Below are 25,436 nucleotides of genomic sequence, written 5' to 3'. Positions count from 1 at the left end.
GACCGCCAACCGCACCTGGGACGGCGCCGTCGTGTACCGAACCGCCAAGCAAGGCTGGTCCACCGAACTCGCCTATTCCGCCGTCGTCAGCACCTCTGACGATGCCCGCGCGCTGCTGGCCGAGGCCACCGCCGACGACGTCGGCGCGGTCGGCCCCTATATCGCGCCGGTCGAGCTCAAGGACGGCGGCAAGGTCAAGCCCGGCAATCTCCGCGAACACATCCGCGCCAAGGGCGTCACCATCGATCTCCAGGTCCCCGCGTAAGGCGCGCCGGCGTAAGGCTCATCGAACATGTATGCTTATGACGAACTCGACCGCACGCTGATCAACGAGCGTGTTTCGGAATTCCGCGACCAGGTGAAGCGCCGCCTCTCCGGCGAGCTCACCGAGGACGAATTCAAGATCCTGCGCTTGCAGAACGGCGTGTATTTGCAGCTGCACGCCTACATGTTCCGCGTCGCGATCCCCTACGGCACGCTGTCGTCGAAGCAGCTGCGCCGGCTCGCCCATGTCGCGCGCCGCTACGATCGCGGCTACGGCCATTTCACCACGCGGCAGAACATCCAGTTCAACTGGATCAAGCTCGCCGAGCTGCCCGACGCGCTGGCCGATCTCGCCGAGGTCGGCATCCACGCGATGCAGACCTCCGGCAACAACATGCGCAACGTCACCTCGGACCAGTGGGCCGGCGTCGCGCCCGGCGAGATCGAGGATCCGCGGATCTGGTCGGAGATTATCCGCCAGCACACCACGCTGCATCCGGAATTCTCGTTCCTGCCGCGCAAGTTCAAGATCGCGATCACCGCCGCCGAGCACGATCGCGCCGCGATCAAGATCCACGACATAGGCCTGCGGCTGCACAAGAATGCCGACGGCGAGACCGGCTTCGAGGTGCTGGTCGGCGGCGGCCTCGGCCGTACGCCCTTCATCGCCAAGACCATCAAGCCGTTCGTCTCCGGCCGCGATATCCTGAGCTACATCGAGGCGATCCTGCGGGTCTACAATCAGTACGGCCGCCGCGACAACATCTACAAGGCGCGTATCAAGATCCTGGTGCACGAGCTCGGCATCGAGAAGTTCGCCAAGGAGGTCGAGGAGGAGTGGAAGGCGATGGGCGATGTCGGGCTGACGCTCGATCACACCGCCATCGAGGAGGTCCGCTCGCGCTTCTCCTACCCGGCTTACGAAAAGCTGCCGCACATGCCGGACGAGCTGAAGCAGGCCGCGCATGACAAGCTGTTCGAGCGCTGGCGCAAGAACTCGGTGTCCGCGCACAAGGTGCAGGGCTATTCGATCGTGACGCTGTCGCTGAAGCCGGTCGGTGGTCCTCCGGGCGACGCCACCGCCGAGCAGATGGACGCGGTCGCCGACCTCGCCGACAAATATTCTTTTGGCGAGATCCGCGTCGGCCACGAGCAGAACCTGGCGCTGCCGCATGTCGCCAAGCGCGATCTGCCGGTCTTGTTCAAGGCGCTCGACCGGCTCGGCCTGGCGACGCCGAACGTCAATCTGGTGACCGACATCATCGCCTGCCCGGGGCTGGATTACTGCTCGCTGGCGAATGCGCGCTCGATCCCGATCGCGCAGGAGCTGACGCGCCGCTTCGCCAACCACGACACCGCCGATCTGATCGGCCGGCTGCACATCAACATTTCCGGCTGCATCAATGCCTGCGGCCATCACCATGTCGGCCACATCGGCATTCTCGGCGTCGAGAAGAACGGTGAGGAATTCTACCAGATCACGATCGGCGGCCGCGCCGACGAGAACGCGCAGTTGGGCACCTTGATCGGCCCGGCCGTTCCCTATGCGGAAGTCGCCGATGTGATCGAAGACATTGTCGAAGCCTATCTCGCGCTGCGCGACCGTCCCGAAGAATTGTTCGTCGACACGGTGAAGCGTCTGGGCGTCGAGCCTATCAGGGAGCGGGTCTATGCCACTCGTTAAGCAGGGAAGACTGACCACCGATCTGTTCGTACATGTCACCGACGGCGCCGAGCTGCCCGGCGACGGTGCGGTGCTGGTCACGGCCGAGCGCTTTCTCGCCGATCCGGAGGCGCTGCTGCGCCGCGCCGGCAAGGTGGGCGTGATCTGGCCGAACAACCGCAACCTCGACGATCTCGTGCCGCATCTCGGTCGGCTGGCCTCGGTCGCGCTGGTGTTTCCAACCTTCCGCGACGGCCGCGCCTACAGCCAGGCCCGCCTGCTGCGCGAACGCTACGGCTATGACGGCGAGCTGCGCGCCACCGGGCAGATCCTGCGCGACCAGTTCGTGTTCATGACGCGCGCGGGCTTCGACGCCTTCGAGGTCAAGAAGGATGCCGACGCCGACGCGTTCGCCCAGACCATGAAGCGCTATTCGGTGTTCTACCAGCCGACCGGCGACGGCCGCGTCACCGCACTCAACCGCCGCATGCAGCTGCGTCACTCGGAGAGCGCGGGCCAGTGAGCATGCTTGCACCAGAGCTCGCGGCGGCATCGGCCGCATTGTCCGCGGCCGATGCGCTCGATCGCGCGTTGTGCACGGCATCGCCCGCCGAGGTGATCGCGGCCGCGCTGAAGACGGTCGGCCGCGACAGGCTGGCGCTGGTGTCGTCGTTCGGCACCGAGTCCGCCGCGCTGCTCAAGGTGATGGCGGATGTCGATCCGGCGATCCCGGTGGTCTTCCTCGACACCGGCTGGCTGTTCGAGGAGACGCTGGCCTATCGCGACACGCTGATCAAAACGCTCGGTCTCACCGATGTGCGCTCGATCAAGCCCGACGAGCAGGCGCTGTCGCGCCAGGATCCGGACCGCGAATTGTGGTTCACCGATCCCGATGCCTGCTGCCGCATCCGCAAGGTCGAGCCGCTGGCGCGTGCGCTGAAGCCGTTCGCCGGCTGGATCAACGGTCGCAAGCGTTTCCAGGGCAACGCCCGTGCCGACATCCCCGTCGTCGAGCACGATGGGATCAGGCTGAAATTCAATCCGTTCGCCCATGTCTCCCGCGAGGAGATCGAGGCGATCTACGCCCTCGGCAAGCTGCCGCCGCATCCACTTGTCGCATCGGGATATCAGTCGGTCGGGTGTATGCCTTGCTCGAGCCGGGCTGCTTCCGGCGAGGACGCACGCGACGGCCGCTGGCGCGGCCGGGCCAAGACGGAATGCGGCATCCATACGATGAAGATGTCGTAGAGCATGACGCTAGTCGCTCGATCGCGATGGTCGTGCATCGCAATCGAGCGGCGCGACAAAGCCTTCGCAGCGCGGCGGCTTCGTAGCACAAGCGCGCTGCGCCGCCGAAAACAAAGAAAACCGGTTTCGTTGACTTAAAGCCACTTCGCCGTGAGTTATGTCTTGCGTGTTCCCTGACATTCTCAGGTTGAATGGAGACAGAAATGATCCGTCGTATCCTGCCGCTGGTCGCGGGGTTGTTGTGGGCGAGTTCGGCCTTTGCGGCCGACTATTCGCTGCTGAACGTATCCTACGATCCGACGCGCGAGCTCTATGTCGATTTCAACAAGGCGTTCGCCGCGGCCTATCAGAAGGAAACCGGCAAGAGCGTCGAGATCAAGCAGTCGCATAACGGATCCGGCGCATCCTCGCGTAGCGTGATCGACGGTCTGCAGGCTGATGTCGTCACCCTGGCGCTGGCCTACGACATCGATGCGATCGCAGCCAAGGGCCTGATCGCGCCGGACTGGCAGAAGCGGTTGCCGCTGAACGCCTCGCCCTACACCTCGACAATCGTCTTCCTGGTCCGCAAGGGCAATCCCAAGGGCATCAAGGATTGGGATGATTTGATCAAGCCCGGCGTTGCCGTGATCACGCCGAACCCGAAGACCTCGGGCGGCGCGCGCTGGAACTATCTCGCCGCCTGGGGCTATGCGCAGAAGAAGTTCGGCTCTGCCGACAAGGCGAAGAAGTTCGTCGCCGACCTCTACCAGAACGTTCCGGTGCTCGACACCGGTGCGCGCGGCTCGACCGTGACCTTCGTCGAACGCGGCGTCGGCGACGTGCTGCTGGCGTGGGAGAACGAAGCTTTCCTGGCGTTGCGCGAATTCGGCGCGGACAAGTTCGAGATCGTGGCGCCGCCGCAGTCGATCCTTGCCGAGCCGCCGGTCGCCGTTGTCGACAAGGTTGCCGATCAAAAGGGCACACGCGCCGTCGCCGAAGCCTATCTGAAGTACTGGTACACCAAGGAAGGCCAGGAGATCGCCGCGAGCAACTCCTACCGGCCGCGCGATCCCGAGATCGCCAGGGAGTACGAAAAATCCTTCGCCAGGGTCGAACTTTTCACCATCGACGACGTTTTTGGTGGTTGGACCAAGGCGCAGAAGGAGCACTTCGCCGAGGGCGGCATCTTCGATCAGATCTACAAGAACTGATTGAACAGGGGGATATGTGAGCACAGCGGTTGCAAGGCGCAGTACCCTGCCGGGGTTTGGTCTCACCATGGGACTGACCCTGACCTGGCTCTCCGTGATCATCCTGATCCCGCTGGCCGCGCTGTTCCTCAAGACGTTCGAGCTCAGCCTCGATCAGTTCTGGGGCATCGTCACCAGCCGCCGCACCCTGAACGCGCTGAAGATCTCGTTCGGACTGTCGTTTGCGGCCGCCTGCGTCAATCTGGTGATGGGCACCATCATCGTTTGGGCGCTGGTGCGCTATCGGTTTCCGGGCCGGCGGTTGTTCGACGCCATCGTCGATGTTCCCTTTGCCTTGCCGACCGCGGTCGCCGGCGTCGCGCTGACGCAGCTGTTCGCGCAAAAGGGCTGGCTCGGCGCGCCGCTGGCCGAACTCGGCATCAAGGTCGCGTTCACGCCAATCGGCATCTTCATCGCGATGATCTTCATCGGCATTCCCTTCGTGGTGCGCACGGTGCAGCCGGTGCTGATCGATCTCGATCCCGAGATCGAGGAGGCGGCCGCGAGCCTGGGGGCCAATCGCTGGCACACCGTGTTTCGCGTCATCCTGCCGAGCTTGATTCCGGCGCTGCTCACCGGCTTTGCGCTCGCTTTCGCCCGCGCCATCGGTGAATACGGCTCGGTGATCTTCATCGCCGGCAATCTGCCCAACGTCTCCGAAATCGCGCCGCTGTTGATCGTGATCAGGCTGTCCGAATTCCGCTACGCCGACGCCACCGCGATCGCGGTGGTGATGCTGGTGGCCTCGTTCCTGATCATCTTCCTGATCAACCGGCTACAGCGCTGGGCGCAAGCCCGCATCCCCGTGCATTGAGGCCCAGAGATGTCGATGCAGACGGGATTGGCGACCTCGACGACGCAGCTGCGGACCTACGCGCCCGCGACCGATGTCGGCGTTGCTGCGCCGGCGCCACGGCTCGAGATCGGGCGTGCGGAGCCGGGCACCGCGCGACGCAACCCGCGTACCGAGCCGGGCCCGATCCGCCTTGTCATCATTGCGCTTGCCATCGCTTTCCTCAGCATCTTCGTCGTGCTTCCGCTGGTCGTCGTGTTCGCGTCGGCGTTCTCGAAGGGCATCGTCGCCTATTTCGCGGCGCTGGCCGAGCCCGAGGCGCTTGCCGCGATCAAGCTGACGCTGCTGGTTGCGGCGATCTCGGTCACGCTCAACCTCGTGTTCGGCGTGGTCGCCGCCTGGGCGATCTCGAAATTCGAATTCACTGGCAAGACCTTCCTGATCACGCTGATCGATCTGCCGTTCTCGGTCTCGCCCGTGATCTCGGGTCTGGTCTTCGTGCTGCTGTTCGGCGCGCAGGGCTATTTCGGGTCGTGGCTACAGGCGCACAACGTCCACATCCTGTTCGCGGTGCCCGGCATCGCGCTGGCGACGATCTTCGTCACCTTCCCCTTCGTGGCGCGCGCGCTGATCCCGCTGATGCAGGAGCAGGGCACCCAGGAGGAGGAAGCGGCGATCTCGCTCGGCGCCTCCGGCCTGCAGACCTTCTTCCGCGTCACGCTGCCCAATATCAAATGGGGCCTGCTCTACGGCGTCCTGCTCTGCAACGCGCGCGCGATGGGAGAGTTCGGCGCGGTATCCGTGGTCTCCGGCCACATCCGCGGCGAGACCAACACGATGCCGCTGCTGGTCGAGATTCTCTACAACGAATATCAGTTCGTCGCGTCGTTCGCGATCGCATCGCTGCTTGCGATGCTGGCGTTGATCACGCTGGTGGCGAAGACCGTTCTCGAGCGGCGGCTCGACGAGGCAGAGGTGCCCGATGGCGATTGAAGTCAAGAATATCGTAAAGCGGTTCGGCAGCTTTGCCGCGCTCGACAATGTCGATCTCAAGGTCGCCGACGGCGAGCTCTTGGCGCTGCTCGGTCCGTCCGGCTCCGGCAAGACGACGCTGCTGCGGATCATCGCAGGGCTCGATTGGCCCGACTCCGGCGAGGTCGCGATCGACGGCGAGAATGCGCTGTCGCGCGGCGCCAGCGAGCGCCAGGTCGGCTTCGTGTTTCAGCATTATGCACTGTTCCGCCACATGACGGTGTTCGAGAACGTCGCGTTCGGCCTGCGCGTGCAGCCGCGCGCGATCCGCAAGGACGAGGCGACGATCCGCGCCCGCGTCAAGAATTTGCTCGATCTGGTGCAGCTCGACTGGCTCGCCAACCGCTACCCCAGCCAATTGTCCGGCGGCCAGCGTCAGCGCATCGCGCTGGCGCGTGCGCTCGCGATCGAGCCGCGCATCCTGCTGCTCGACGAGCCGTTCGGCGCGCTCGATGCCAAGGTGCGCAAGGAGCTCAGGCAATGGCTGCGCTCGCTGCACAACGAGATCCACGTCACCTCGATCTTCGTCACCCACGACCAGGAGGAGGCGCTCGAAGTCGCCAACCGGGTGGTGGTGATGGACAAGGGCAAGATCGAGCAGATCGGCTCGCCCGGCGAGGTCTATGACAATCCGGCGACCGCGTTCGTGCACAGCTTCATCGGCGAATCCATCGTGCTGCCGGTCGATGTGGCCGGCGACGCTGTACGGCTCGACGGCCGTCCGCTGAACATTCCGGCACTGGGCGCCGCGTCCGGCGCGGCCAAGTTGTTCGTCCGCCGCCACGACATGGCGGTCGGTCCGGCCGGAACCGGCGCGCTGGAAGGTGCCATCCGGCATGTCCGTTCGTTCGGTCCGATCCAGCGCGCTGAGGTGGCGCTGTCGGGGAGCGAGGGCAAGACCGTGATCGAGATCGACGCCCCCCGCGACCGCGAGCTGCAGGCCGGCGAAATCGTCTCGCTGCAGCCCCGCCGCTACCGGATTTTTGCGGCGCAGTAGGGCCGCTCAAACCTCCCCTTGAAAAGGGGAAGTCGCTTTGCTCGTCAGAGCAAAGCGGGTGGGGATCTTGTCCCCGCAACACCGGCTGTCGCCTGTGGCCAGACCCCCATCCCGACCTTCCCCCTTTCAGGGGGAAGGAGAACGGGCGTCCCGGAGATCGGTGGCTATTGCTGGCCAAAAGTTAGCCCCTGTTCACCATTCAGCCACGGTTGGTATGCAACAACGGCGCGCCAACCTTGGGGGTTTTCACCTGTGAAACGGACGACGGTCGCCCTGTTCGGGCTTCTGGTGCTTGCCGGCTGCGGCACGGACACCAAAATCCCGGAAGAACCGGCCATGTATCTCAACATGGCGCAGCCCGGCGCCGTGCTGGACAGCCAGGCGGCCGCGATCATGTTTTCGCAGTACCGCCAGAATAATGGCCTCGGCACCGTCGTGGTCGATCCGGACCTGACGAGGCTCGCCGAGCAGCAATCGCAGGCGATGGCGGCCCGCAACAAGATGGACCATGACGTCAAGGCCCCGCTCGGCAAGCGGCTCGAGGCCGGCGGCTATCCCGCGACCGTCGCGGTCGAGAACATCTCGGCCGGCTACCACACGCTGGCGGAAGCCTTTTCGGGCTGGCGCGATTCACCGCCGCACAAGGCCAATATGCTGAAGAGTGGTGTCACAAAAATGGGCATCGCGGCCGTCTATGCTCCGAATACCAAATACAAGGTGTTCTGGACGCTCATTCTGGCGGCAACCTGACCTTCGATAAATTCCGCGTGATCCAACCCCTTGATCTCGCTGATTGACGCCGCGGCGAACAGCCGCCACGGTGCGGCTCACGTCATTTCTGACCGAACGGTTGCGAATGGATACTTCTGAGACCGCGCCGGCCTCGACGCCCGCGCAAGCGCAGCGTGTGCTGGTACTTCAGGGCGGCGGCGCGCTCGGCTCCTACCAGGCCGGCGCCTTTCAGGCGCTCTGTCATGCAGGCTTCGAGCCGGAATGGATCGCCGGCATCTCGATCGGCGCCATCAATGCCGCGATCATCGCCGGCAACGAGCCGGACAAGCGTGTGCCGCGGCTGAAGGAATTCTGGGAGATGGTGTCGGCGCCGGTGCCCTGGAATCCGGTCTCGAAACATGAGCGCGCCCGCTCGCTGTTCAACGAGACCTCTGCCGCTATCATCGCGACCTTCGGCGTGCCCGGCTTCTTCGCGCCGCGGATTCCGCCGGCGCCGTTGTGGCCGCCCGGCAGCTCGCAATCGCTGAGCTATTACGACACCGCGCCGCTGAAGAAGACGCTGGAGCGGCTGGTTGACTTCGATCGTATCAACGATCTGAAGACGCGGCTGTCGGTCGGCGCGGTCGGCGTCACCTCGGGCAATTTCCGCTATTTCGACAATTACGAGTTCAAGAAGCTCGGCAAGAGGATCGGCCCCGAGCACATCATGGCCTCGGGCGCGCTGCCGCCGGGCTTTCCCGCCGTCGTGATCGAAGGCGAGCATTACTGGGACGGCGGCATCGCCTCCAACACGCCGCTCGACTTCGTGCTCGACGAGGAGACCAGCCGCGATCTCCTGATCTTCCAGGTCGATTTGTTCAGCGCGCGCGGGCCGTTGCCGGAGACGCTGCTGGAGGCCGCCGAGCGCGAAAAGGACATCCGCTATTCCAGCCGGACGCGGATGAACACCGACAAGAACAAGCAGGTCCACAACGCCCGCATGGCGGTGCGCGACCTGATCGGCAAGCTGCCGGATTATTTGAAGAACGATCCGTCGGTCGAGCTGCTGCGCAAGGCGTCCAAGGAGAACACCGTCACGGTGGTTCACCTGATCTACAAGAGCAAGAATTACGAGAGCTCGTCGAAGGACTACGACTTCTCCCATGTTGCGATGGTCGAGCACTGGGGCGCCGGCGTGCGCGACGTGCATTTGTCGATGCGTCACAAAGAATGGCTAGAACGCCCGCAGTCCGGGGAAACCATGGTGACTTACGACCTCACGGGGGACGAACCCACACCCCCTGCAAGCAAATAGGAGCGAAGAACAATGGGTACGTTGACAGGCAAGACCGCCGTTGTGACCGGCTCGACCAGCGGCATCGGATTGGCTTATGCGCGCGCCTTCGCCGGCGCCGGCGCCAACATCGTCCTCAACGGCATGGGCGTGCCGGCCGACATCGAGAAGGAGCGTTCCGGCATCGAGACCGACTTCAAGGTCAAGGCGGCCTATTCGCCGGCCGACATGACCAAGCCGGCCGAGATCGCCGACATGATCGCGCTCGGCGAAAAGACCTTCGGCTCGGTCGACATCCTCGTCAACAATGCCGGCATCCAGTTCGTGTCGCCGATCGAGGAATTCCCGCCGGAGAAGTGGGAAGCGATCATCGCGATCAATCTGTCGTCGGCGTTCTACGGCATCCGTGCCGCGGTGCCCGGCATGAAGAAGCGCGGCTGGGGCCGCATCATCAACACGGCTTCCGCGCACTCGCTGGTCGCCTCGCCGTTCAAGTCGGCCTATGTCTCGGCCAAGCACGGCATCGCCGGCCTGACCAAGACCGCGGCGCTCGAACTCGCGCAGTTCAAGATCACCTGCAACTGCATCTCGCCGGGCTATGTCTGGACCCCGCTGGTCGAGCACCAGATTCCGGAGACCATGAAGGCGCGCAACATGACCAAGGAGCAGGTCATCAAGGACGTGCTGCTCGCCGCCCAGCCGACCAAGGAGTTCGTCACCTCCGAGCAGGTCGCAGCACTCGCGCTGTTCCTGTGCGGTGACGATGCCGCGCAGATCACCGGCGCCAATCTCTCGATCGACGGCGGCTGGACCGCGGAGTAATCGTTTCGTTGTAATTGCTCACGACAGAGCCGGCTCTGATCAGATCAGGGCCGGCTTTTGTTTTTTGATCGGAACGGAACTGGCTTAACTGAAATTGGAATTTGAGGGCGAGAGCGGCGCACGAGAGGTCGCGTTTGGCGGAAAGCTATGCCGCCGGCCGCCGCTTCCCGAATGCCAGCACGTGCAGGCCGAGGCGCGAGCGCACCACGACGAACAGCAGGATGGTCTCGAAGATCAGCGACAGCGAGGTCGAGGCGGCGGCGCCCATGCCGCCATAGCGCGGCACCAGCGTCATGCAGAGCCCGACATTCATGAAGAACGATACCGCATAGGCGGTCGCGCAGATGCTCTGGTGGCCGAGCATGTTCAACAGCCGCTCCACCGGCCCGATCGCCGACCGCACCACGAGTCCGATCGCAGCGACGAACATGATGCTGTAGCCATCGACGAATTTCGGACCGAACAGCCAGAGCAGCGGCTTGCCGAAGGCGAGCAGGGCGATGGTGGCGAGCAGCGAGGGCCAGAACGTCCAGCTGATGGCGTGCGCGACATAGGCCGACAGCCGGTCCTTGTCGCCGAGCGCATTGTACTCGGCAAAGCGATGCGCCGTCGTCGCCGCCATCGCGTAGTGCACGAACGATACCAACGCCAGGGTCTTCACCACGGCGAAATAGATGCCGACCTCCTCGGAGGAGCGGAACTGCTGCAGCATCAGCACGTCGGTGTAGCCGAGCAGGAGATAGAAGCTCTCGACCAGCATGATCGGCAGCGAGATCGCGAACCAGCCCTTGACGTCGTAGGTCTTCTCGCCCGGCCCGAGATGGGCTTTGAGGCGGCGGTTCAGCACGATCATCTGGCCGATCGCTGCGATGTACACCGCCGCGGCGCTCGCGATCATCGCAGCGGTGGCGCCAAGGTTGAGGCCGAGCGCCAGCGCGCCGGCGGTCAGCGCGATGATCAGCCCCTGCCGCACAATGAATTGCGGCATCAGGCCGAGCTGCATCCAGTCATGCGCGCGCGAGATGCCGTCCTGGGTGTTGGCGACCACGAAGGGCGGCAAGGTCAGGCAGCCGATATAGAGCGGCACCACCGCGTTGGGGTCGATCCAGGGCGAGGCGAGGTGGATCACGCCGGCGAGCAGCAGCGCCACCGTGCTCGACGCCGCAAGCACCACCCAGCGGCCGCCGGAGAGGAAGCCGCGCAGCGCGGCGAGGTCGCCGCGCGTGCGATATTCCGGAATGATCTTCTGCGAGGACGGCGCGATGCCGAAATCCATGGTGCTGCCGAGCAGCAGCACCCAGGTCCAGACATAGACGTAGATGCCGTAATCCGAGCCGCTCATCCAGCGCGCCAGCAGGATCTGCGCCAGATAGGCAATGGCGGCGCTGATGACGCGGATGACGAAGATCATGCCGGCGAGGCGCTTGGTGACCGATGCCTCCTTGGTGCCGCCGAGCAGGCGCGCAGCGAGGCCGCGCAGGCGTGCGACCGGGCCCGATGGCGCAGAGCTTGCGGCAGAGGCAGAGGTTGCGGATCGTGTCTCCATCACAGCCAAAGCGGAAAATTCCCAAAGCGCCGCAAGGCGGCAATGGCCCCCGATCTATCAACGAAACGTTAAGATTGGGTTGGGTGGGCGCAATCGACCGCCTTCGCTGCTGCGACAGCGACCGGGGGACCGCCGCAACGATCCGGCCTTCGGTTTCCTTATTATATCAAGATCTGTCCGGCCGAGGCGATCCAGGCGCCGAAATCCATCTATCGATGTTTACCGCGGCTTCGTTCTGCCGGGCCTTCGATAGCAAACGGTCGCGCGCGGCGCCTGGAGGCAGCCGGGCCGCCTTCTCGCGCGCGTCCTGTGCAGATTGCAAAAGGCGATCCTCGAACGAGACCTGATGCTTGATCCGCCGGCGGCGGCGCCGGATCACCGGCCTGCTTTCGGGCGCCGCCGGCTGCTCGTCTGTGGCGAGCTGTTCCTTCACAATGGGCAGCATTTCCGGCGAGACGACGTCTCTCGTGTTCCGATCAGACGCCGCCAAAAAGCGCTCGAGGCTTTCGACAAACTGATAGCTCAGCGCGAGATGGCGCCAGCTCTGGGCCAACAGTTCGTTATCGCTGCGGGTCGCTGGATCGGCCGCCTGTCGCGCGCGCTGCTCGGCATTGGCAGCGCGCTCGACGCAATTCGAGATATGTCCGCTAAGCTTGAGGAGCATGGTCGGTCTCCCGATCCCTGCAAGTCAACAGTCCGAGAATGGGTTCGGCGACAGCGAAACGCCCAGTGACGGGAGAAGTTCCATCCGTTCAAAAGTGAAGGCAGAAACCTTGCCCCGCCTTCCTACGCCTCGGTGAAACGGGCCGCGATCTCGTCGGTGCGCCGGATCGAATCGCGGATCACCTTGGCTTCCGCCTCGAACTCGGCCGCCTTGGCCGCCCAGGACTTGGCGACTCTGGTTTGGCCGCCGGTGCTTGCTTGCGCCTCCAGTTTCCTGGCGAGGGCGACCCGCTCGTCGAGCGCCTGCAAGGCGATGCCGAAGGCCCGTCTCAGATTGTCGTCGAGGGCGAGGCTCATCACCTCGGCCGAGTAGGCGTGACCCTCGTGGCAACGGTAGCGCACGAGCTCGCCGTCATCGAATTCCCACATGACGCCGTGGCAGTCAGGGCAGGCGAGTACCGATCGTCGGCCGATCCGATCCATTTCGTGCATGCTGCTACGTCCACCGCTGGCGATGTCGACCTCATATTGGAGGTTGCCGGGGATCGGCATCGCTTGCCCTGCCGGTTGCCGCGCCAGTGTTTCGAACAGCGCCGGCATGCCCGTGAGGCCAACGACATGATCGGGATGCGAGCGGGCCAGGGCCGTGGTCGGCATCTCCGGGAAAGCGGCGTCGCTCGGATCCTGCACCACGGTGATGCCGCCGCATTGCTTCAGCGTCGACAGACCCGCAGCGCCGTCTCCCAGCGTTCCGGTAAGAACGGCACCGACGGTTCGCGGCCCGCAGCACAGGGCCGCGGACCGGAACAGCGGGTCGAGTGACGGCCGGGCGTTGTTCTCGCGCGGCCCCGATCCCAGCCGCAAATGCCCGCTTTCGAGGATGAGGTGACGCTCTGCCGGCGCGATATAGAGCCGGCTTCTTTCCAGTCTTTCGCCATCGACGGCGAAGCTGGCCGGCAGCGGACCCGCCTGGGTCAGGATCGCGTCAAGCTCCGAGCGGAATTGACTCGACAGGTGGATCGTCACCACAACGGAAGCGGGAAAATCGCGCGAGAATTCGCCGGCGAGGAAGCGCAGCGCCTCAAACCCCCCGGCGGAAGTCCCTATGGCCAGGACATCGCGATTGGTCATCCAAATGCTCCAGGCGCCCGTGAGGGGAACCCGCGCTCGGGGCATTCGTTCCGAAATCAGCACCGACGAATATCTCCCGGCTGAAACTTCTGATAAATGAGATAGATGGAGACCGATAAAGAAGTGAGCCGCGCGGATGGGTGAAGGGAGCGACGAGGAGCGGAACGAGGAAGCGGAGCCTAACCGTCCCAAGACCATTGTCGTCGGCATTGGCGCTTCTGCCGGCGGCGTCCGGGCGTTGCAGGATTTGTTTGCTGCGCTGCCGGAAAAAACCGGCGCGGCCTTCGTCGTGGTCGTGCACCTCGATCCAGATACCCGCAGCGAGATGTCCAACATCCTGGCCGCGCGCACCCATATGCCCGTGCTCCAGGTTGGAGATCCGGTGGCGCTGCAACCGGATCATGTCTACGTCATCCCGCCCGATCGCCGCCTGCACATCACCGACGACGAGATCGCTACCGCGGAGTTCGAGGAGCCGCGCGGGAAACGGGCGCCGATCGACCTGTTCTTCCGCTCGCTGGCCGAGCAGCACGGCGATGGTTGCGCCGTGATCCTTACCGGCGCCGGCTCCGACGGCGCCGTCGGCGTGAGGGCCGTCAAGGAGTCCGGCGGCATCATTCTCGTGCAGGATCCGACCGAAGCGGAATTCCCCTCGATGCCGCGTGCCGCTATTGCGACCGGCATTGCGGATTTCATCCTGCCGATCCGCGAGATTGCCCAGCGCCTGACCGAGCTGGTGCGTGAAAAGAACAATGGAACCCCGGCCGACCTGCGCGGCTTGAATTCCGACCTGCTGCGGCGGATCCTGGCGCATGTTCGGGTTCGGACTGGGCACGATTTCTCCAAGTACAAGCGGGCGACGATTCTGCGCCGGATTGCGCGCCGCATGCAGGTGACGAGGTCAGACAGCCCGAACGCCTATTACGACGTGCTTCGCGACAGTCCCGACGAGGCTCAGGCGCTGCTCGGTGACCTCCTGATTTCGGTGACGTCATTCTTCCGCGACAAGGAAGCGTTCCAGACGCTCGAGCTGCAGGTCATTCCGCAACTGTTTCACGGCAAATTGTCCGATCGCGCGATCCGTGTCTGGGTGCCCGGCTGTGCCACCGGCGAAGAAGCCTATTCGGTCGCGATGCTGCTGCTGGAGCAGGCCTCTCGGCAGGACATCCGGCCGACGATCCAGGTGTTCGGCTCGGATATCGATGCCAGGGCGCTCGCGATGGCGAGAGAGGGCCAGTACCCCGCGGCCATCGAGGCCGATGTCAGCGAAGACCGTCTGCGGCGCTTTTTCGTGAAGGAAGGCGATCATTATCGGGTTCGCCAGGAGTTGCGCGACCTGGTGCTGTTCGCGAGCCATAGCCTGCTCAAGGATCCGCCGTTCTCGCGCCTCGATCTCATCGCCTGCCGCAACCTGCTGATCTATCTGGATCGGGATCTCCAGGAACTGGCGTGCAATACGTTTCACTACGCGCTCCATCCCGACGGCTTTCTGATGTTGGGCACGTCGGAGAGCGCCGACAACCCGCCCGGACAATTCCGCACCTTCGACCGGAAGGCGCGCATCTACCAATCCTCGGCTGCGCCGGGCGAGCTGCGTCTGCTGCCGCGCCTGCTCGGCAGCGTTGCCGTCGTGCACGAGCAGGCCGCGCATCCGATGCGGCCGCCCAGCACCAGCGCGCTGCTGAACGAGGCTGCCGCGCACCGCCAGGCGCTCGAGAAGCTTGCGCCCCCCAGCATTCTCGTCGACCAATCGCATCGCGTCCTGCACATGTCCGAGAATGCCGGGCGTTTCCTGCAACCGGCCGGCGGGCCGCTGAGCGGCAATGTCGTCGATCTGGTGCGGCCCGAACTGCGCTTCGAATTGCGGTCGGCCCTGCACAGGGTTTTCGAAACCGCGCAGCCCTGGCTCAGCCTGCCCATCCCGGTCCGGTTCAACGGCTCGCCGCACCGGGTGCTGATGCACGTCAAGCCCGCCGAGGACCACGACGATGGTGGAGAAAACAGGGCGATCGTGCTGTTCATCGAGGGCGGCGCGGTTGAACAGGTTACCGATGGCCAGTCGGCTGAGATCGGCGCAGGCAACGAAATCATCAATCGGCTGCGCGAAGAGTTGCAGCAGACCCAGGCGCGGCTGCGGACGACCCGGGAGGAATCCGAGAGCGCCAACGAGGAATTGCGCGCAGCCAACGAAGAACTGCAATCGATCAACGAGGAATACCGCTCGACCTCCGAGGAGTTGGAGACCAGCAAGGAGGAGCTGCAGTCGATCAATGAGGAATTGCAAACCGTCAACAGCGAACTCAAGCTGAAGCTCGAGGCCGTCTCACGCGCGCACAGCGACCTGCAAAACCTGATGGCGGCGACCGATTTCGGCACGCTGTTCCTCGATTCCAGCCTGCGCATCAAGCGATTCACGCAGCAGGTCACCGAATTGTTCAGCATCACGCCGAGCGACGAGGGTCGCCCGATCTCGGATTTCGCTCACCGGCTCGAATATGATGGCCTGGTCGGCGACGCCCGCAGGGTGCTCTCCAACCTCACGCCGATTGCGCACGAAATCCGCAGTCGCGACGGTCGCTGGTATGATGTTCGCCTGCGCCCCTATCGCACGGTCGATGACAAGATCGACGGCGTCGTCCTCACGTTTGTCGACATGACGGACCGGCGGCTTACGGAAGAAGCGCTCCGAACCAGCGAACGCAAGCTCCGCCAGGAGACGCAACTGGTCGAGCTTTCGCGCGATCCGATCTTCATCTGGGATTTCAGCGGCACGATCCTGGAATGGAATCGCGGCAGCGAGCAGCTCTATGGCTACAGCCGCGATGAAGCGGTCGGAAAGAAAAAGGAGAAGCTGCTGGGTACGACCGTGCCCGGAAGCTCATTCGCCGAACTGCGAGCCAGACTGCATGATGAAGGCAGCTGGAGCGGCGAGATCAAGCACAGGACCAAAGGCGGCCGGGAGTTAACGGTTGAGAGCAGCATCATCCTGGAGACGGTCGGCGGGCAGCAGCTTGCGCTGGAGAGCACGCGGGACGTTACCGAGCGCAAAGCATGGGAGACGCAGCAGAGGCTGTTGCTCCGCGAACTGACCCACCGCGTCAAGAATACGCTGACCGTGGTGCAGTCGATCGCGCATCAAACCCGGCGCTTCAGCAAATCCTACGAGGAATTCACCGACCGCCTGGACGGCCGCCTCGCCGCGCTCGCGGCGGCCCATTCACTGCTGGTGGACTCCGAGTGGAGGGGCGCCGATCTCGGCACGTTGGCGCGCAAACAATTCGAGCCTCATGTCGGCGGCAATCCCGATCGGGTCAAAATCACGGGCCAACCGGTGTTCCTGCCTGCCGATCTGGCAACCCCGTTCGGGCTGGTCTTCCACGAGCTCGCCACCAACGCTGCCAAATATGGCCCGTTTTCGCGGCGTGCCGGTACCGTGGATCTGAGCTGGAATCTGGAAAAACGGAACGGCCAGCCGTCCCTTACCGTGATCTGGCGCGAGCGCGGCGGGCCGAAGATCACCGAGCCGAAAACAAAGGGTTTTGGCAGCGAGTTGATCGAAAGGGCGATACCGAATTCGACCGTTCGGCGTGAGTTTGCCTCCAGCGGGGTGATCTGCACGATCGATGTACAGCTTCCGACGGCTCTGGACGTCGATCCGTAACGCGCGTCCCGAACGACGATCTAACAGCCGGCGGAGTTCGCTTTGCTCGGCCAAGCTTGTGATGTCGGGTCGGCGAATTGGTCTCCGAACGAATTGCGGACTCCCGCCGTGGCTTGGTGCAAGGCATGGTCCAATTCGTCACGCTGAAAAGGCTTTGTCAGCGTCGGCACACTCCGAAAACGATCGGCCACGCCGTCTGCGCCATAGCCGGTTGCGAACACGAAGGGAATGCCGCGTTCGCTCAGAATATCGGCCACGGCAAAGGTGTCCTCGCCGCTGAGGTTCACGTCGAGCAGGGCAACGTCAATGTCGGCGTCCCGCGCCATCGCGAGAGCTTGTTTTGTCCCGCCGGCCCAGCCTGCGATGTCCCATCCCAAATCTTCCAGGAAATCTTCCACCATCATGGCAATCATCGGCTCATCTTCGACGATCAAGACGCGATGCACAGCCACGGGCAACTCCTCGAAAACACTACAACGAAAATGGCAGCGATGGGCGCAAGGAAAACGGCAGCCCTGTGCGCTGGTTCAGGGTTTTGAACCACGCGGCGTTCCGGCGAGATATCGCGGGAGTAGTGGGAACGTTCCACCAAACTCCCGATAGCCAACGCCCTCAAAACGTCCGGGTTCCTCGCGCTTTTTGCGACAGCCGCCAGAATCGAGCAAGCCATCGCGGCCCTGATCGCCTGTGTGCGTTTGGCTTCAGGGACCAATCCACGCGTCAGTTCAAATTGATATTGAATTCGTAGCTTTTGTCGCCGCCGACCAGCGTCAGCTTCAGCGCGGCGCCTTCCGCCTTGGCGCCCGGCGGCAACCCGTCGAGCTCGAAAGAGAAGCGCTTCACGCCCGGCGGCGCGTGCTCGACGAGCTTGGGCACCGGCAGCGCCCAGTCGGGCGTCGGCCCCTCAACGTACAGGCTGAGCTCCTTGTTGTCGGGCGCGGCGACATCGACCAGCACGTTGTTCTTGTCGTCGCGCTTGACGTCGCGGATCGTGAACGGGGTGGGATCGCCGATATTGGCGGGCTTCGGCACCGCGTTGAGCGCCTCCGACAGCGCGGCATCTTCGGTCGAGGCGACGCTTGCGAACGCGAGCTCTGCCTTTGCTTCCACCGGCACGCAGAGCTTCTCGCACACCGCGTAGCTGATGTCGGCGCGCAGCACCAACGGCTTGTCGGGATTCTTCGCGACGATGCGCAGCGGCAGCACCACCCGGTGCTTGTAGCCGAGCGAGGTACCGCCGGCGCCGTCGTCGAACTGGCGCGGCGCCGGCCACATCACCGTGACCGCATCGACGTTATCCGACTTGGAGAAATCGAACCGCGGCGGCACGCCGGAATCGCCCGGCGTCCGCCAGTAGGTTTTCCAGCCGTCCTGCAACTGGAAGGCGATGCCGCCGAGCAGCACCGTGCCGCTGCGCGATCCCGCGAGCAGCCGCACCGCGGAATGCGTGTCCTGCTGCCACGGCGAGGCATCGTCGGCGCGAACCTCCGTTGCCACAAATGCGGCGGATAACAAGGCGGCAACAGCCAATGCGGCCCGCAGGGGAACTGTGACGATCATGAGACGTCTTTACCCGCAACTTTCGGTGCAAACCATTGAATTGCTTGTGATGCATCGCCGCACCGCGGCCGATGGTTGATTGACAGAACCGCCACCCAATATCAGGATGCCAAATCAGCAGGAGAGGCCTTTGCGGATGCGCCCTGAAGGCAAAACAGGCAAGACTCGCAAGACCGCCGCCGGCAGAAGCCCGGCCGTCGGTCCCCATGCGACCGAAGGTGGCTATCTCGATGGCCAGATGCTGATCGCGATGCCTGTCATGAACGATCCGCGGTTCGAACGCTCCGTGATCTACATGTGCGCCCATTCGTCCGAGGGTGCGATGGGCATCATCGTCAACCGGCCGGCCGGCAGCATCGATTTCCCCGGGCTTCTGGTGCAGCTCGACATCATCGAGAAATCGGACCGGATCATGTTGCCCGAGAATGCCGAGATGATGAAGGTGATGAAGGGCGGCCCGGTCGATACCGGCCGCGGCTTCGTGCTGCATTCCAGCGACTTCTACATCCAGGACGCAACGCTGAACATCGACGACGGCATCTCGCTCACCGCGACCGTCGATATCCTGAAAGCGATCGCCAAGGGCGCCGGCCCCAAGCACGCGATCCTCGCGCTCGGCTATGCCGGCTGGGCGCCGGGCCAGCTCGAGAACGAGATCCAGCACAATGGCTGGCTGCATTGCGATGCCGATCCGGAGCTGATCTTCGGCACCGATGTCGACGAGAAATATGCGCGCGCTTTGCGCAAGATCGGCATCGAAGCGGGCATGCTGTCGAACGACGCCGGGCACGCCTGACGCGTTGTCATTGTAGCGGTTGCCACATCCTCAGTGTCGTCCCTGCGAAAGCAGGGACCCATAACCACCGCATGCAGTTGTAACGCCGCGCTGGGGCCACAGCCTCGCGCAACAACGGCGCCCTGTGGTTATGGGTCCCGGGTCGCGCTTCGCTTGCCCGGGACGACAGCCGTGGGTTTGGCTACGCGAGCGTGGGTTTGGCTATGACAGCGGTGGGTGTGGCTTACTCCGCCGCTTCCTGCGCGACCGTCGGTTGGGTGCCGGCGACCGTCGCGCGGCGCATGTCGCGGGGCTGCGACTGGTCGTAGCGGCGCACGCGGTGCACGGTCTGGCGGTTGTCCCACATCACGAGGTCATGCACCGTCCATTTGTGCACATAGACGAACTCGGGCTGCGTCGCGTGCTCGGTGAGGTCGCGCAGCAACAGCCGCGCCTCCGGCACGCTCATGCCCCTGATGGCGCCGGCGTGCGACGACAGGTACAGCGACTTGCGGCCGTGCACCGGATGGGTGCGCACCAGGCGCTGCAGCACCGGCTTGAACATCTGCTTCTCGTCGTCGGTGTAGTCGAGGAAGCCGAGCGAGCCGCGCGAGTACATCAGCGAGTGCTCGCAGATCATGTCGTCGATCTCTGCCTTGGTCTCGTCGTCGAGCGCGTCATAGGCCGCGCGCATGTCAGCGAATTCGGTGTTGCCGCCCTTCGGGTTCACCACGCGCGCCGACAGCAGCGAGAATTTTGCCGGGATCGGCCGGAACGAGCTGTCGGAATGCCACAGGCAGTTGCCGAGATTGAACAGATGGGTGCGGTGGTCCTTCGGCAGCGGCTTGCCGTCCTTGCCGAGATTGCCGACATCGTTGAGTCCGGAGGAAAGGCGGTAGTCTTCCTTCTTCGTCACCGTGCCGCCGCGCGAGGCTTCGCGCTCGCCGAAGTTCAGTGCGAACGCCATCTGCTGTTCGTCTGATATGTCCTGGCCGTGGAAGACGAGCACGGCGTATTTGTCCATGCCGGCCTCGATGTCGATGGCTTCCTGCTGCGTCAGCGGCCTGCGCAGATCGACGCCGGAGACCTCGCCGACGAAATGCTTGTGAAGCTGCCGGATCAGGACGGTCATTGGCGCATCTCCCCGTATCGTGCGGGCGGTTGTCCCGCTTCGTTTGACGCGAAGGCTACTCCCGACGCGCGTCCTGTCAACGCTTCGCGGCGAAGTGTGGGCTTGGCGCGGGTCAGGCATTCCGCGCCATCAACCCGCCGTCGACCGGAATCACGGCGCCGGTCAGGAACGATGCCGCGGGCAGGCACAGGCTCAGCGTCATGTGCGCGACCTCTTCCGGATCGCCGTAACGCGCCAGCGCGGTGCGGCGCTTGGCGTAGATCGTCTTGTGCTCCTCGGAGATGCGGTCGGTGATTCCGGTGCGGATCGGGCCCGGGCAGATACAGTTCACGGTGATGCCTTCGCGCCCCAGCTCCACCGCGAGCGAGCGGGTCAGGCTGGTGACGCCGCCCTTGGCCGCGGAGTAGGGGCTGTGCAGGCCCGTTGCACCCAGAGCCTCTGTTGAGGCGATGTTGACGATGCGGGGCGAGCGCGATTTGCGCAGGTATGGCAGTGCGGCGCGGATGATGCGCGGATGCGCGGTCAGCATCACGGCGATACCCTTGGCCCAGGCGTCCTCGTAGCCGGGATCGTCGATCGGCATCCGCACCGAGATGCCGGCATTGTTGACGATGATGTCGAGCCCGCCGAAATGCGCGGCGACATCGTTGACGACTCTGGTGATCGCGTCGCGATCGCCGACGTCGAGCGTCCAGGCCTTGGCCGAGCCTCCGCTCGCCGAGATTTCCTTCGCTACCGCCTGCGTGCCTTCTTCGGTCAGGTCGGTGACCGCGACATTGGCGCCTTCGTCGGCGAACACGCGCGCGGTCGCGCGGCCCATGCCGCTCGCTGCACCGGTGATGAGAACGGTCAGGCCCTTCACCGAACGGCTGAGCTGCTTGTATTCGGACATGACGGACCTCCCGGTGATTTTTTTGCGCGATGTGCGATCAAACGCTGGCACCGATCTGCAGATACGTCAAACCGGCGATCCCTTATCGGTATGCGCGCAGCGCGTTAACGCAAGTTTCCCGGTTGGCTTTTCGCAAAGGATCATGCTCAATCAAGAAAACAGCACGAGAGAGGAACGCGCGATGAACGAGCTCGATTTCGGCGGCAAGCAGGTATTGGTGGTCGGCGGCTCCAGCGGCATTGGCAACGGCATCGCGCAGGCCTTCCGCGCCAAGGGCGCGCGCGTTGCCGTCTACGGCACCCGTGCACAGGCGAGTGATTATTCCGCCGAGGAAGGCTCGCATCTCGAAGGCCTGGCCTACGCGCAACTCGATGTCTCTGATCCGCAGGCGATCGAAAGCCTCACGCCGTCGTTCGATCGGCTCGACGTGCTGGTGCTGGCGCAGGGCGCGGTGATTTACCGCCGTGGGGAATTCGAGATGGAGGGTTTCCGCAAGGTGCTCGAAGTCAATCTGATGAGCCTGATGGCCTGCGCCACCAAATTCCACGCGATGCTCAGCGCCGCGAAGGGCTCGCTGATCATCGTGAGCTCGACCGCGGCGTATCATTCCACCATGGGCAATCCGGCCTACAACGCCTCGAAGACCGGCGCCGTCGGGCTGACGCGTACGCTCGGCGAGGCCTGGGCCGAGAACGGCATCCGCGTCAACGGCATCGCGCCGGGCCTCGTCGACACCAAGATGACCAAGGCGACCACCGCGAATCCCAAACGCCTCGAAGGCGCGCTCGAGCGCATTCCGCTGAAGCGGCTCGGCACGCCCGCCGACATGGCGGGCGCCGCATTGTTCCTGGCCTCGCCGCTCGCCGCCTACATCGTCGGCCAGACCATCGTGGTCGATGGCGGGCTGATCCTCTAGCTCCAGGAACTTGCGCGCGCTTGCCCGGTTAGCTCCCAGACAATTCAGGGAGCGTCACGATGGACAAGGATCGGATTTTCGGAACGGCGAAGGAGTTCGCGGGCAAGGCCGAAGGCGCAGTCGGCGAGGCCGCCGGCGATGCGCAGACGCAGGCCTCGGGCCGCGTGCGCGAAGCCGCCGGTGCAGTGCAGGATCTCTACGGCCAGGCCAAGGATGCTGCCCGCGACGCGGCTGATACCGCGGTCAACTATGCCAAGGATGCCTATGAGCATCGCGGCGAGACCGTTCGCAGCGGACAGAAGGCGGTGGCGCAGACGGTGCAGGACAATCCGCTGGGATCGCTCTTGATCGCCGGCGGCATCGGCTTTGCGCTCGCGCTGTTGATGACGCGCCAGCCACGCCGCCCGCCGCCGTCACGCTGGCGCTATTACGGTTGAAGCCTCGCGGTAGATCCGTAGGGCGGGTTAGCGATAGCGTAACCCGCCGTCTCACCGCGCAAGCAATATCGGCGGGTTACGGCTTCGCCTAACCCGCCCTACAATTCTTTCATGATTTGAACGCGCGTCACGCGCCGTCTACTGCCAGGGATTCCAAGGCGCTGCGGCGCGCTGTCCGACGCCACGCGGTGGCCGCGGCGGGGCGACCAGCGGACGCTGCTGCGGCGCGCCGAAGCCGAACAGGTCGCGCAGCCAGGGCTGGGTTTGCGGCTGCTGTTGCTGCGGCTGCGCCTGAGTCGGTCGGAACGCACGTCGTTGCGGCTTCGGTGCGGTGATGATCGAGCCGTCGGGCGCAATCGCCGTGGTCGAGGGCGGCGGATTCGCAGGTCCACTCGCCGCCGGTGCGGCCGGCGTGGCTGCTGCAACCGGCACGTCGCCCTTGGCCTGCTCGCGCCCCATCTCGCGGCGCGGCCAGACGAAATCATCGGCGCGGCCGGCGGGCGGCGCCAGCGCCTCGCCCTTCACCAGCGTGCGCGCGGCGAGCGCATCGACGGCAGCGGGCCGCGAGCCTGGTCCGCCGAGCAATTGATCGGTGCCGACCGTGGAGGCAACCAGCGGCAGCACAGGTCCTGCCAGCGGCCGCGGTGCCGGCTTGCCGGGATCGGCGCTGGTATCGGGCGTTGCCGGCTCGCTCGGCAGCGCGATCGGGCCGGAGCGCACCGCAAGCAGGCGGGTCACCCCGCGCTCGACATAGTGCGCGAGCTTGCGCGCGCCGGCCTTGGTGAAGAACACGCCGTCATCGGAGCGCAGCTTGCGCGGCTGGCCCTCGAAGTCCGGGCCCTTCGGCATGAAGCGGCCGGCCTCGTCGACGAAGCCGTCCCAGACGTCGACATAGGTGATGCCGGCCTTGCCGGCGCCGTCGCGATAGAGCGCGTCGAGGAACAGCATGTCCGACGTGCCCTTCTGGCCGCGGATCGCAGGCAGCCCAACCCACAGCACCGGCACGCCCTTGCTCTTCAGCACGTTGATCAATTCCTCGATCTTCTTGCCATAGAGCTCGACCCAGCGGTCGTCGCGGAATTCATAGAGGCCGTTGGGCGAGCGCGCAGTCTTTTCCGGCGCGGCCTGCGAGTCGGTTTCGGCGTCGTCGGCCGGCGGCTCGGCATCGGCCGGCTTGTTGTCGGCCTTGTTGTCGGTCTTGCCGTCGGACTTGCCATCAGTCTTGGCGGCGGCATCGGGCTTATCGCCTGGCTTTGCATCCGGCTTGCCGCGCGCGTCCTTTTTCTCGTCCTTCTTGTCGACCTTCTTCTCCACGACCGGTTCGCGGATCGAGGTGCGATCGTTGAGGCCGAGCATCACGACGATGGCGTCCGGGTTCTCGGTGGCGAGAATGCCCTTGGCGGCCGCGGCCCAATCCGCGGGGTCGCCCTTCGGCTGATAGCGGATCAGGCCGGAGACCGTCTTGTGCTTGCGGATCACGCCCATGTCGGGCTGGTCGGAATAGGCATCTTCCAGGCCATAGGCGAGCCAGTCGGCCATGGCGTCGCCGATCACCAGCACGTTGCGCTCGGCGGCGGCTTCGCGCTTGGCCGGCGCCGGAGCACGGGAGAAATCCTCGCGCGGCCGTTGCGGCTGTGATTGCTGCTGCTGCTGTTGGAACGGCGCGAAGAAATCGCCGCCGAACCAGCCGCCGCCACCGCCGCCGCCGTGCTGCGGAGCGCGGCGCTGCGGTTGCGGCGGTCCGCCGCCGAAACCGGGAAAGCCGAAAAACTGCGCCGAGGCGGGCTGCGCGATACCGATCAACAGCGCAAGCGCCACCGCCAGCGCGACCAGCGGACCGGCTTCGGTGAATATGCGCAGGAAGGACTTCGGCTTGGCCATCGAGTTCGGTCGCAAATGATCTGGAAGTACGTGAGCATACTAGCGGAATCGGGCCGCAAGCGGGCAGCTTTTCCACCATAAATCGGGTGCCTCCGGCCGCCGTCAAGGCGCCGGGCAAATACCGGATTTCACGGTTACTTTCGGGGGCCCGGTGGCACCGCGACGGAACTGCGCTCCTCCCGCTTGCGGGGGAGGGTGGGGGTATTGCCGCGATGGGACTGGTCATTGTGCAGAGACAGCCCCCACCCGGATTGCATCTCCGATGCAATCCGACCTCTCCCGCAGCGGAAGAGGTGCAGCGAGCTTGCGGTTACAAGCTCGTCGTTTAGCTACCGTCCCCGCAGCCGCTCCAGCACCTCGGCGGTGGCAAAACCATCGGCCGGCGCGCCGATCGAGACCTGGAAGCCGCGCAGCGCCTCGCGGGTCTGGCCGCCGAACTGGCCGTCAGGCGTGCCCTTGTAGAAGCCGCGCTGGGCCAGCAGCTGCTGCAGTTCCAGCCGTTCGGCGCGCGACAGCACCCGTTCCTGGCGTGGCCAGGGCTGCACGAAGGGCGCCCCGCCGCGCAGGCGATCGGCGAAATGGCCGATCGCGAGCGCATAGGCCTCGGCCGGGTTGTACTTCATGATCACCCGGAAGTTCTGCAGCATCAGGAAGCCCGGACCCTCGGCGCCAGCCGGCGCCAGCAGATAGGCCTTGTCGGACGGCCGCGGGAATTGCTGGCCGTTGGGCCGCTTGACGCCGAGCTGCTCCCATTGCGACAGCGGCATCACCTTGGCGCGGTCGGCC

General features: G+C 64.7%; 24 protein-coding genes. 15 read left to right on the top strand and 9 right to left on the bottom strand.

Features of this window, described 5'->3' with window-relative positions; all coding sequences use genetic code 11:
* The 11 genes from FNJ47_RS27665 to FNJ47_RS27615 all read left to right on the top strand — a co-directional run.
* Window positions 1-265: DUF2849 domain-containing protein (locus FNJ47_RS27665; RefSeq protein WP_163158851.1), on the top strand; the 265-nt coding region annotated here is incomplete at its 5' end.
* Between the two features lie 27 nt (window positions 266-292).
* On the top strand, window positions 293-1,948 hold the full coding sequence (locus tag FNJ47_RS27660; RefSeq protein ID WP_163158849.1) for a nitrite/sulfite reductase: 1,656 nt from the start codon (window positions 293-295) through the stop codon (window positions 1,946-1,948).
* Window positions 1,935-2,450, top strand: a complete 516-nt coding sequence (locus tag FNJ47_RS27655) for a DUF934 domain-containing protein (RefSeq protein ID WP_163158847.1) — start codon at window positions 1,935-1,937, stop codon at window positions 2,448-2,450. Before FNJ47_RS27660 ends, FNJ47_RS27655 begins: the two co-directional genes overlap by 14 nt.
* A gap of 2 nt (window positions 2,451-2,452) precedes the next feature.
* Window positions 2,453-3,175, top strand: coding sequence for a phosphoadenylyl-sulfate reductase (locus tag FNJ47_RS27650; protein ID WP_165445900.1), 723 nt, complete (start codon window positions 2,453-2,455; stop codon window positions 3,173-3,175).
* A gap of 203 nt (window positions 3,176-3,378) precedes the next feature.
* Window positions 3,379-4,368, top strand: coding sequence for a sulfate ABC transporter substrate-binding protein (locus FNJ47_RS27645; RefSeq protein WP_163158843.1), 990 nt, complete (start codon window positions 3,379-3,381; stop codon window positions 4,366-4,368).
* A 46-nt stretch (window positions 4,369-4,414) separates the two neighbouring features.
* Window positions 4,415-5,221: a sulfate ABC transporter permease subunit CysT gene (cysT, locus tag FNJ47_RS27640; RefSeq protein WP_076860875.1), complete on the top strand. Its 807-nt coding sequence runs from the start codon at window positions 4,415-4,417 to the stop codon at window positions 5,219-5,221.
* Window positions 5,222-5,230: 9 nt separating this feature from the next.
* A complete protein-coding gene (gene cysW / locus FNJ47_RS27635; RefSeq protein ID WP_163158840.1) occupies window positions 5,231-6,193 on the top strand; it encodes a sulfate ABC transporter permease subunit CysW in 963 nt (320 codons plus the stop codon).
* The gene (locus tag FNJ47_RS27630; RefSeq protein ID WP_163158838.1) at window positions 6,183-7,229 is read left to right on the top strand and encodes a sulfate/molybdate ABC transporter ATP-binding protein; all 1,047 of its coding nucleotides are present in this window, start codon (window positions 6,183-6,185) and stop codon (window positions 7,227-7,229) included. Before cysW ends, FNJ47_RS27630 begins: the two co-directional genes overlap by 11 nt.
* Window positions 7,230-7,481: 252 nt before the next feature.
* On the top strand, window positions 7,482-7,979 hold the full coding sequence (locus FNJ47_RS27625) for a CAP domain-containing protein (RefSeq protein ID WP_076860877.1): 498 nt from the start codon (window positions 7,482-7,484) through the stop codon (window positions 7,977-7,979).
* A gap of 106 nt (window positions 7,980-8,085) precedes the next feature.
* Window positions 8,086-9,255, top strand: a complete 1,170-nt coding sequence (locus FNJ47_RS27620) for a DUF3734 domain-containing protein (RefSeq protein WP_163158836.1) — start codon at window positions 8,086-8,088, stop codon at window positions 9,253-9,255.
* Window positions 9,256-9,267: 12 nt separating this feature from the next.
* Window positions 9,268-10,056, top strand: a complete 789-nt coding sequence (locus tag FNJ47_RS27615) for a 3-hydroxybutyrate dehydrogenase (RefSeq protein WP_092118875.1) — start codon at window positions 9,268-9,270, stop codon at window positions 10,054-10,056.
* Between the two features lie 145 nt (window positions 10,057-10,201).
* On the opposite strand, the gene FNJ47_RS27610 is transcribed toward FNJ47_RS27615, so the two are convergent.
* The 3 genes from FNJ47_RS27610 to FNJ47_RS27600 form a co-directional block, all read right to left on the bottom strand.
* The gene (locus FNJ47_RS27610; RefSeq protein WP_175068428.1) at window positions 10,202-11,602 is read right to left on the bottom strand and encodes an oligosaccharide flippase family protein; all 1,401 of its coding nucleotides are present in this window, start codon (window positions 11,600-11,602) and stop codon (window positions 10,202-10,204) included.
* Window positions 11,603-11,768: 166 nt separating this feature from the next.
* Window positions 11,769-12,155 (bottom strand): hypothetical protein, encoded by a 387-nt coding sequence (locus FNJ47_RS50410; protein ID WP_165445898.1) that lies wholly within the window; start codon window positions 12,153-12,155, stop codon window positions 11,769-11,771.
* A gap of 233 nt (window positions 12,156-12,388) precedes the next feature.
* Window positions 12,389-13,396, bottom strand: coding sequence for a chemotaxis protein CheB (locus tag FNJ47_RS27600; RefSeq protein WP_163158832.1), 1,008 nt, complete (start codon window positions 13,394-13,396; stop codon window positions 12,389-12,391).
* 136 nt (window positions 13,397-13,532) lie between these two features.
* Between FNJ47_RS27600 and FNJ47_RS27595 the strand changes: the two genes are divergently transcribed.
* On the top strand, window positions 13,533-17,057 hold the full coding sequence (locus FNJ47_RS27595; protein WP_163158830.1) for a chemotaxis protein CheB: 3,525 nt from the start codon (window positions 13,533-13,535) through the stop codon (window positions 17,055-17,057).
* A gap of 20 nt (window positions 17,058-17,077) precedes the next feature.
* Here the strand turns inward: FNJ47_RS27595 and FNJ47_RS27590 are convergent, their stop codons facing one another.
* Both FNJ47_RS27590 and FNJ47_RS27585 read right to left on the bottom strand, forming a co-directional pair.
* Complete coding sequence (locus tag FNJ47_RS27590) at window positions 17,078-17,509, bottom strand: response regulator (RefSeq protein ID WP_347341726.1); 432 nt, start codon at window positions 17,507-17,509, stop codon at window positions 17,078-17,080.
* A gap of 268 nt (window positions 17,510-17,777) precedes the next feature.
* A complete protein-coding gene (locus tag FNJ47_RS27585; RefSeq protein ID WP_163158828.1) occupies window positions 17,778-18,617 on the bottom strand; it encodes a protein-disulfide reductase DsbD domain-containing protein in 840 nt (279 codons plus the stop codon).
* A 136-nt stretch (window positions 18,618-18,753) separates the two neighbouring features.
* Here FNJ47_RS27585 and FNJ47_RS27580 point away from each other — a divergent pair, with 136 nt between their 5' ends.
* A complete protein-coding gene (locus FNJ47_RS27580) occupies window positions 18,754-19,413 on the top strand; it encodes a YqgE/AlgH family protein (protein WP_163158853.1) in 660 nt (219 codons plus the stop codon).
* Window positions 19,414-19,636: 223 nt separating this feature from the next.
* Here FNJ47_RS27580 and FNJ47_RS27575 read toward each other — a convergent pair whose 3' ends face one another.
* Both FNJ47_RS27575 and FNJ47_RS27570 read right to left on the bottom strand, forming a co-directional pair.
* Window positions 19,637-20,524: a TauD/TfdA dioxygenase family protein gene (locus FNJ47_RS27575; RefSeq protein WP_163158826.1), complete on the bottom strand. Its 888-nt coding sequence runs from the start codon at window positions 20,522-20,524 to the stop codon at window positions 19,637-19,639.
* A 112-nt stretch (window positions 20,525-20,636) separates the two neighbouring features.
* Entirely contained in the window at window positions 20,637-21,416 is a 780-nt protein-coding gene (locus tag FNJ47_RS27570; RefSeq protein ID WP_163158824.1) for an SDR family NAD(P)-dependent oxidoreductase, read from the bottom strand.
* Window positions 21,417-21,597: 181 nt separating this feature from the next.
* Here FNJ47_RS27570 and FNJ47_RS27565 point away from each other — a divergent pair, with 181 nt between their 5' ends.
* Both FNJ47_RS27565 and FNJ47_RS27560 read left to right on the top strand, forming a co-directional pair.
* A complete protein-coding gene (locus FNJ47_RS27565) occupies window positions 21,598-22,332 on the top strand; it encodes an SDR family NAD(P)-dependent oxidoreductase (RefSeq protein WP_163158822.1) in 735 nt (244 codons plus the stop codon).
* Between the two features lie 59 nt (window positions 22,333-22,391).
* On the top strand, window positions 22,392-22,769 hold the full coding sequence (locus tag FNJ47_RS27560; RefSeq protein ID WP_163158820.1) for a CsbD family protein: 378 nt from the start codon (window positions 22,392-22,394) through the stop codon (window positions 22,767-22,769).
* Window positions 22,770-22,907: 138 nt separating this feature from the next.
* On the opposite strand, the gene FNJ47_RS27555 is transcribed toward FNJ47_RS27560, so the two are convergent.
* Window positions 22,908-24,650 carry an SGNH/GDSL hydrolase family protein gene (locus FNJ47_RS27555; protein WP_163158818.1) on the bottom strand — a complete coding sequence of 581 codons (1,743 nt, stop codon included), beginning with the start codon at window positions 24,648-24,650 and terminating at the stop codon, window positions 22,908-22,910.
* A gap of 329 nt (window positions 24,651-24,979) precedes the next feature.
* Window positions 24,980-25,436: peptidoglycan-binding domain-containing protein (locus tag FNJ47_RS27550; protein ID WP_175068427.1), on the bottom strand; the 457-nt coding region annotated here is incomplete at its 5' end.

The organism is Bradyrhizobium uaiense, assembly GCF_010811875.1.
GTDB lineage: Bacteria > Pseudomonadota > Alphaproteobacteria > Rhizobiales > Xanthobacteraceae > Bradyrhizobium > Bradyrhizobium uaiense.
This window is presented reverse-complemented; position numbering and strand designations above follow the sequence as displayed.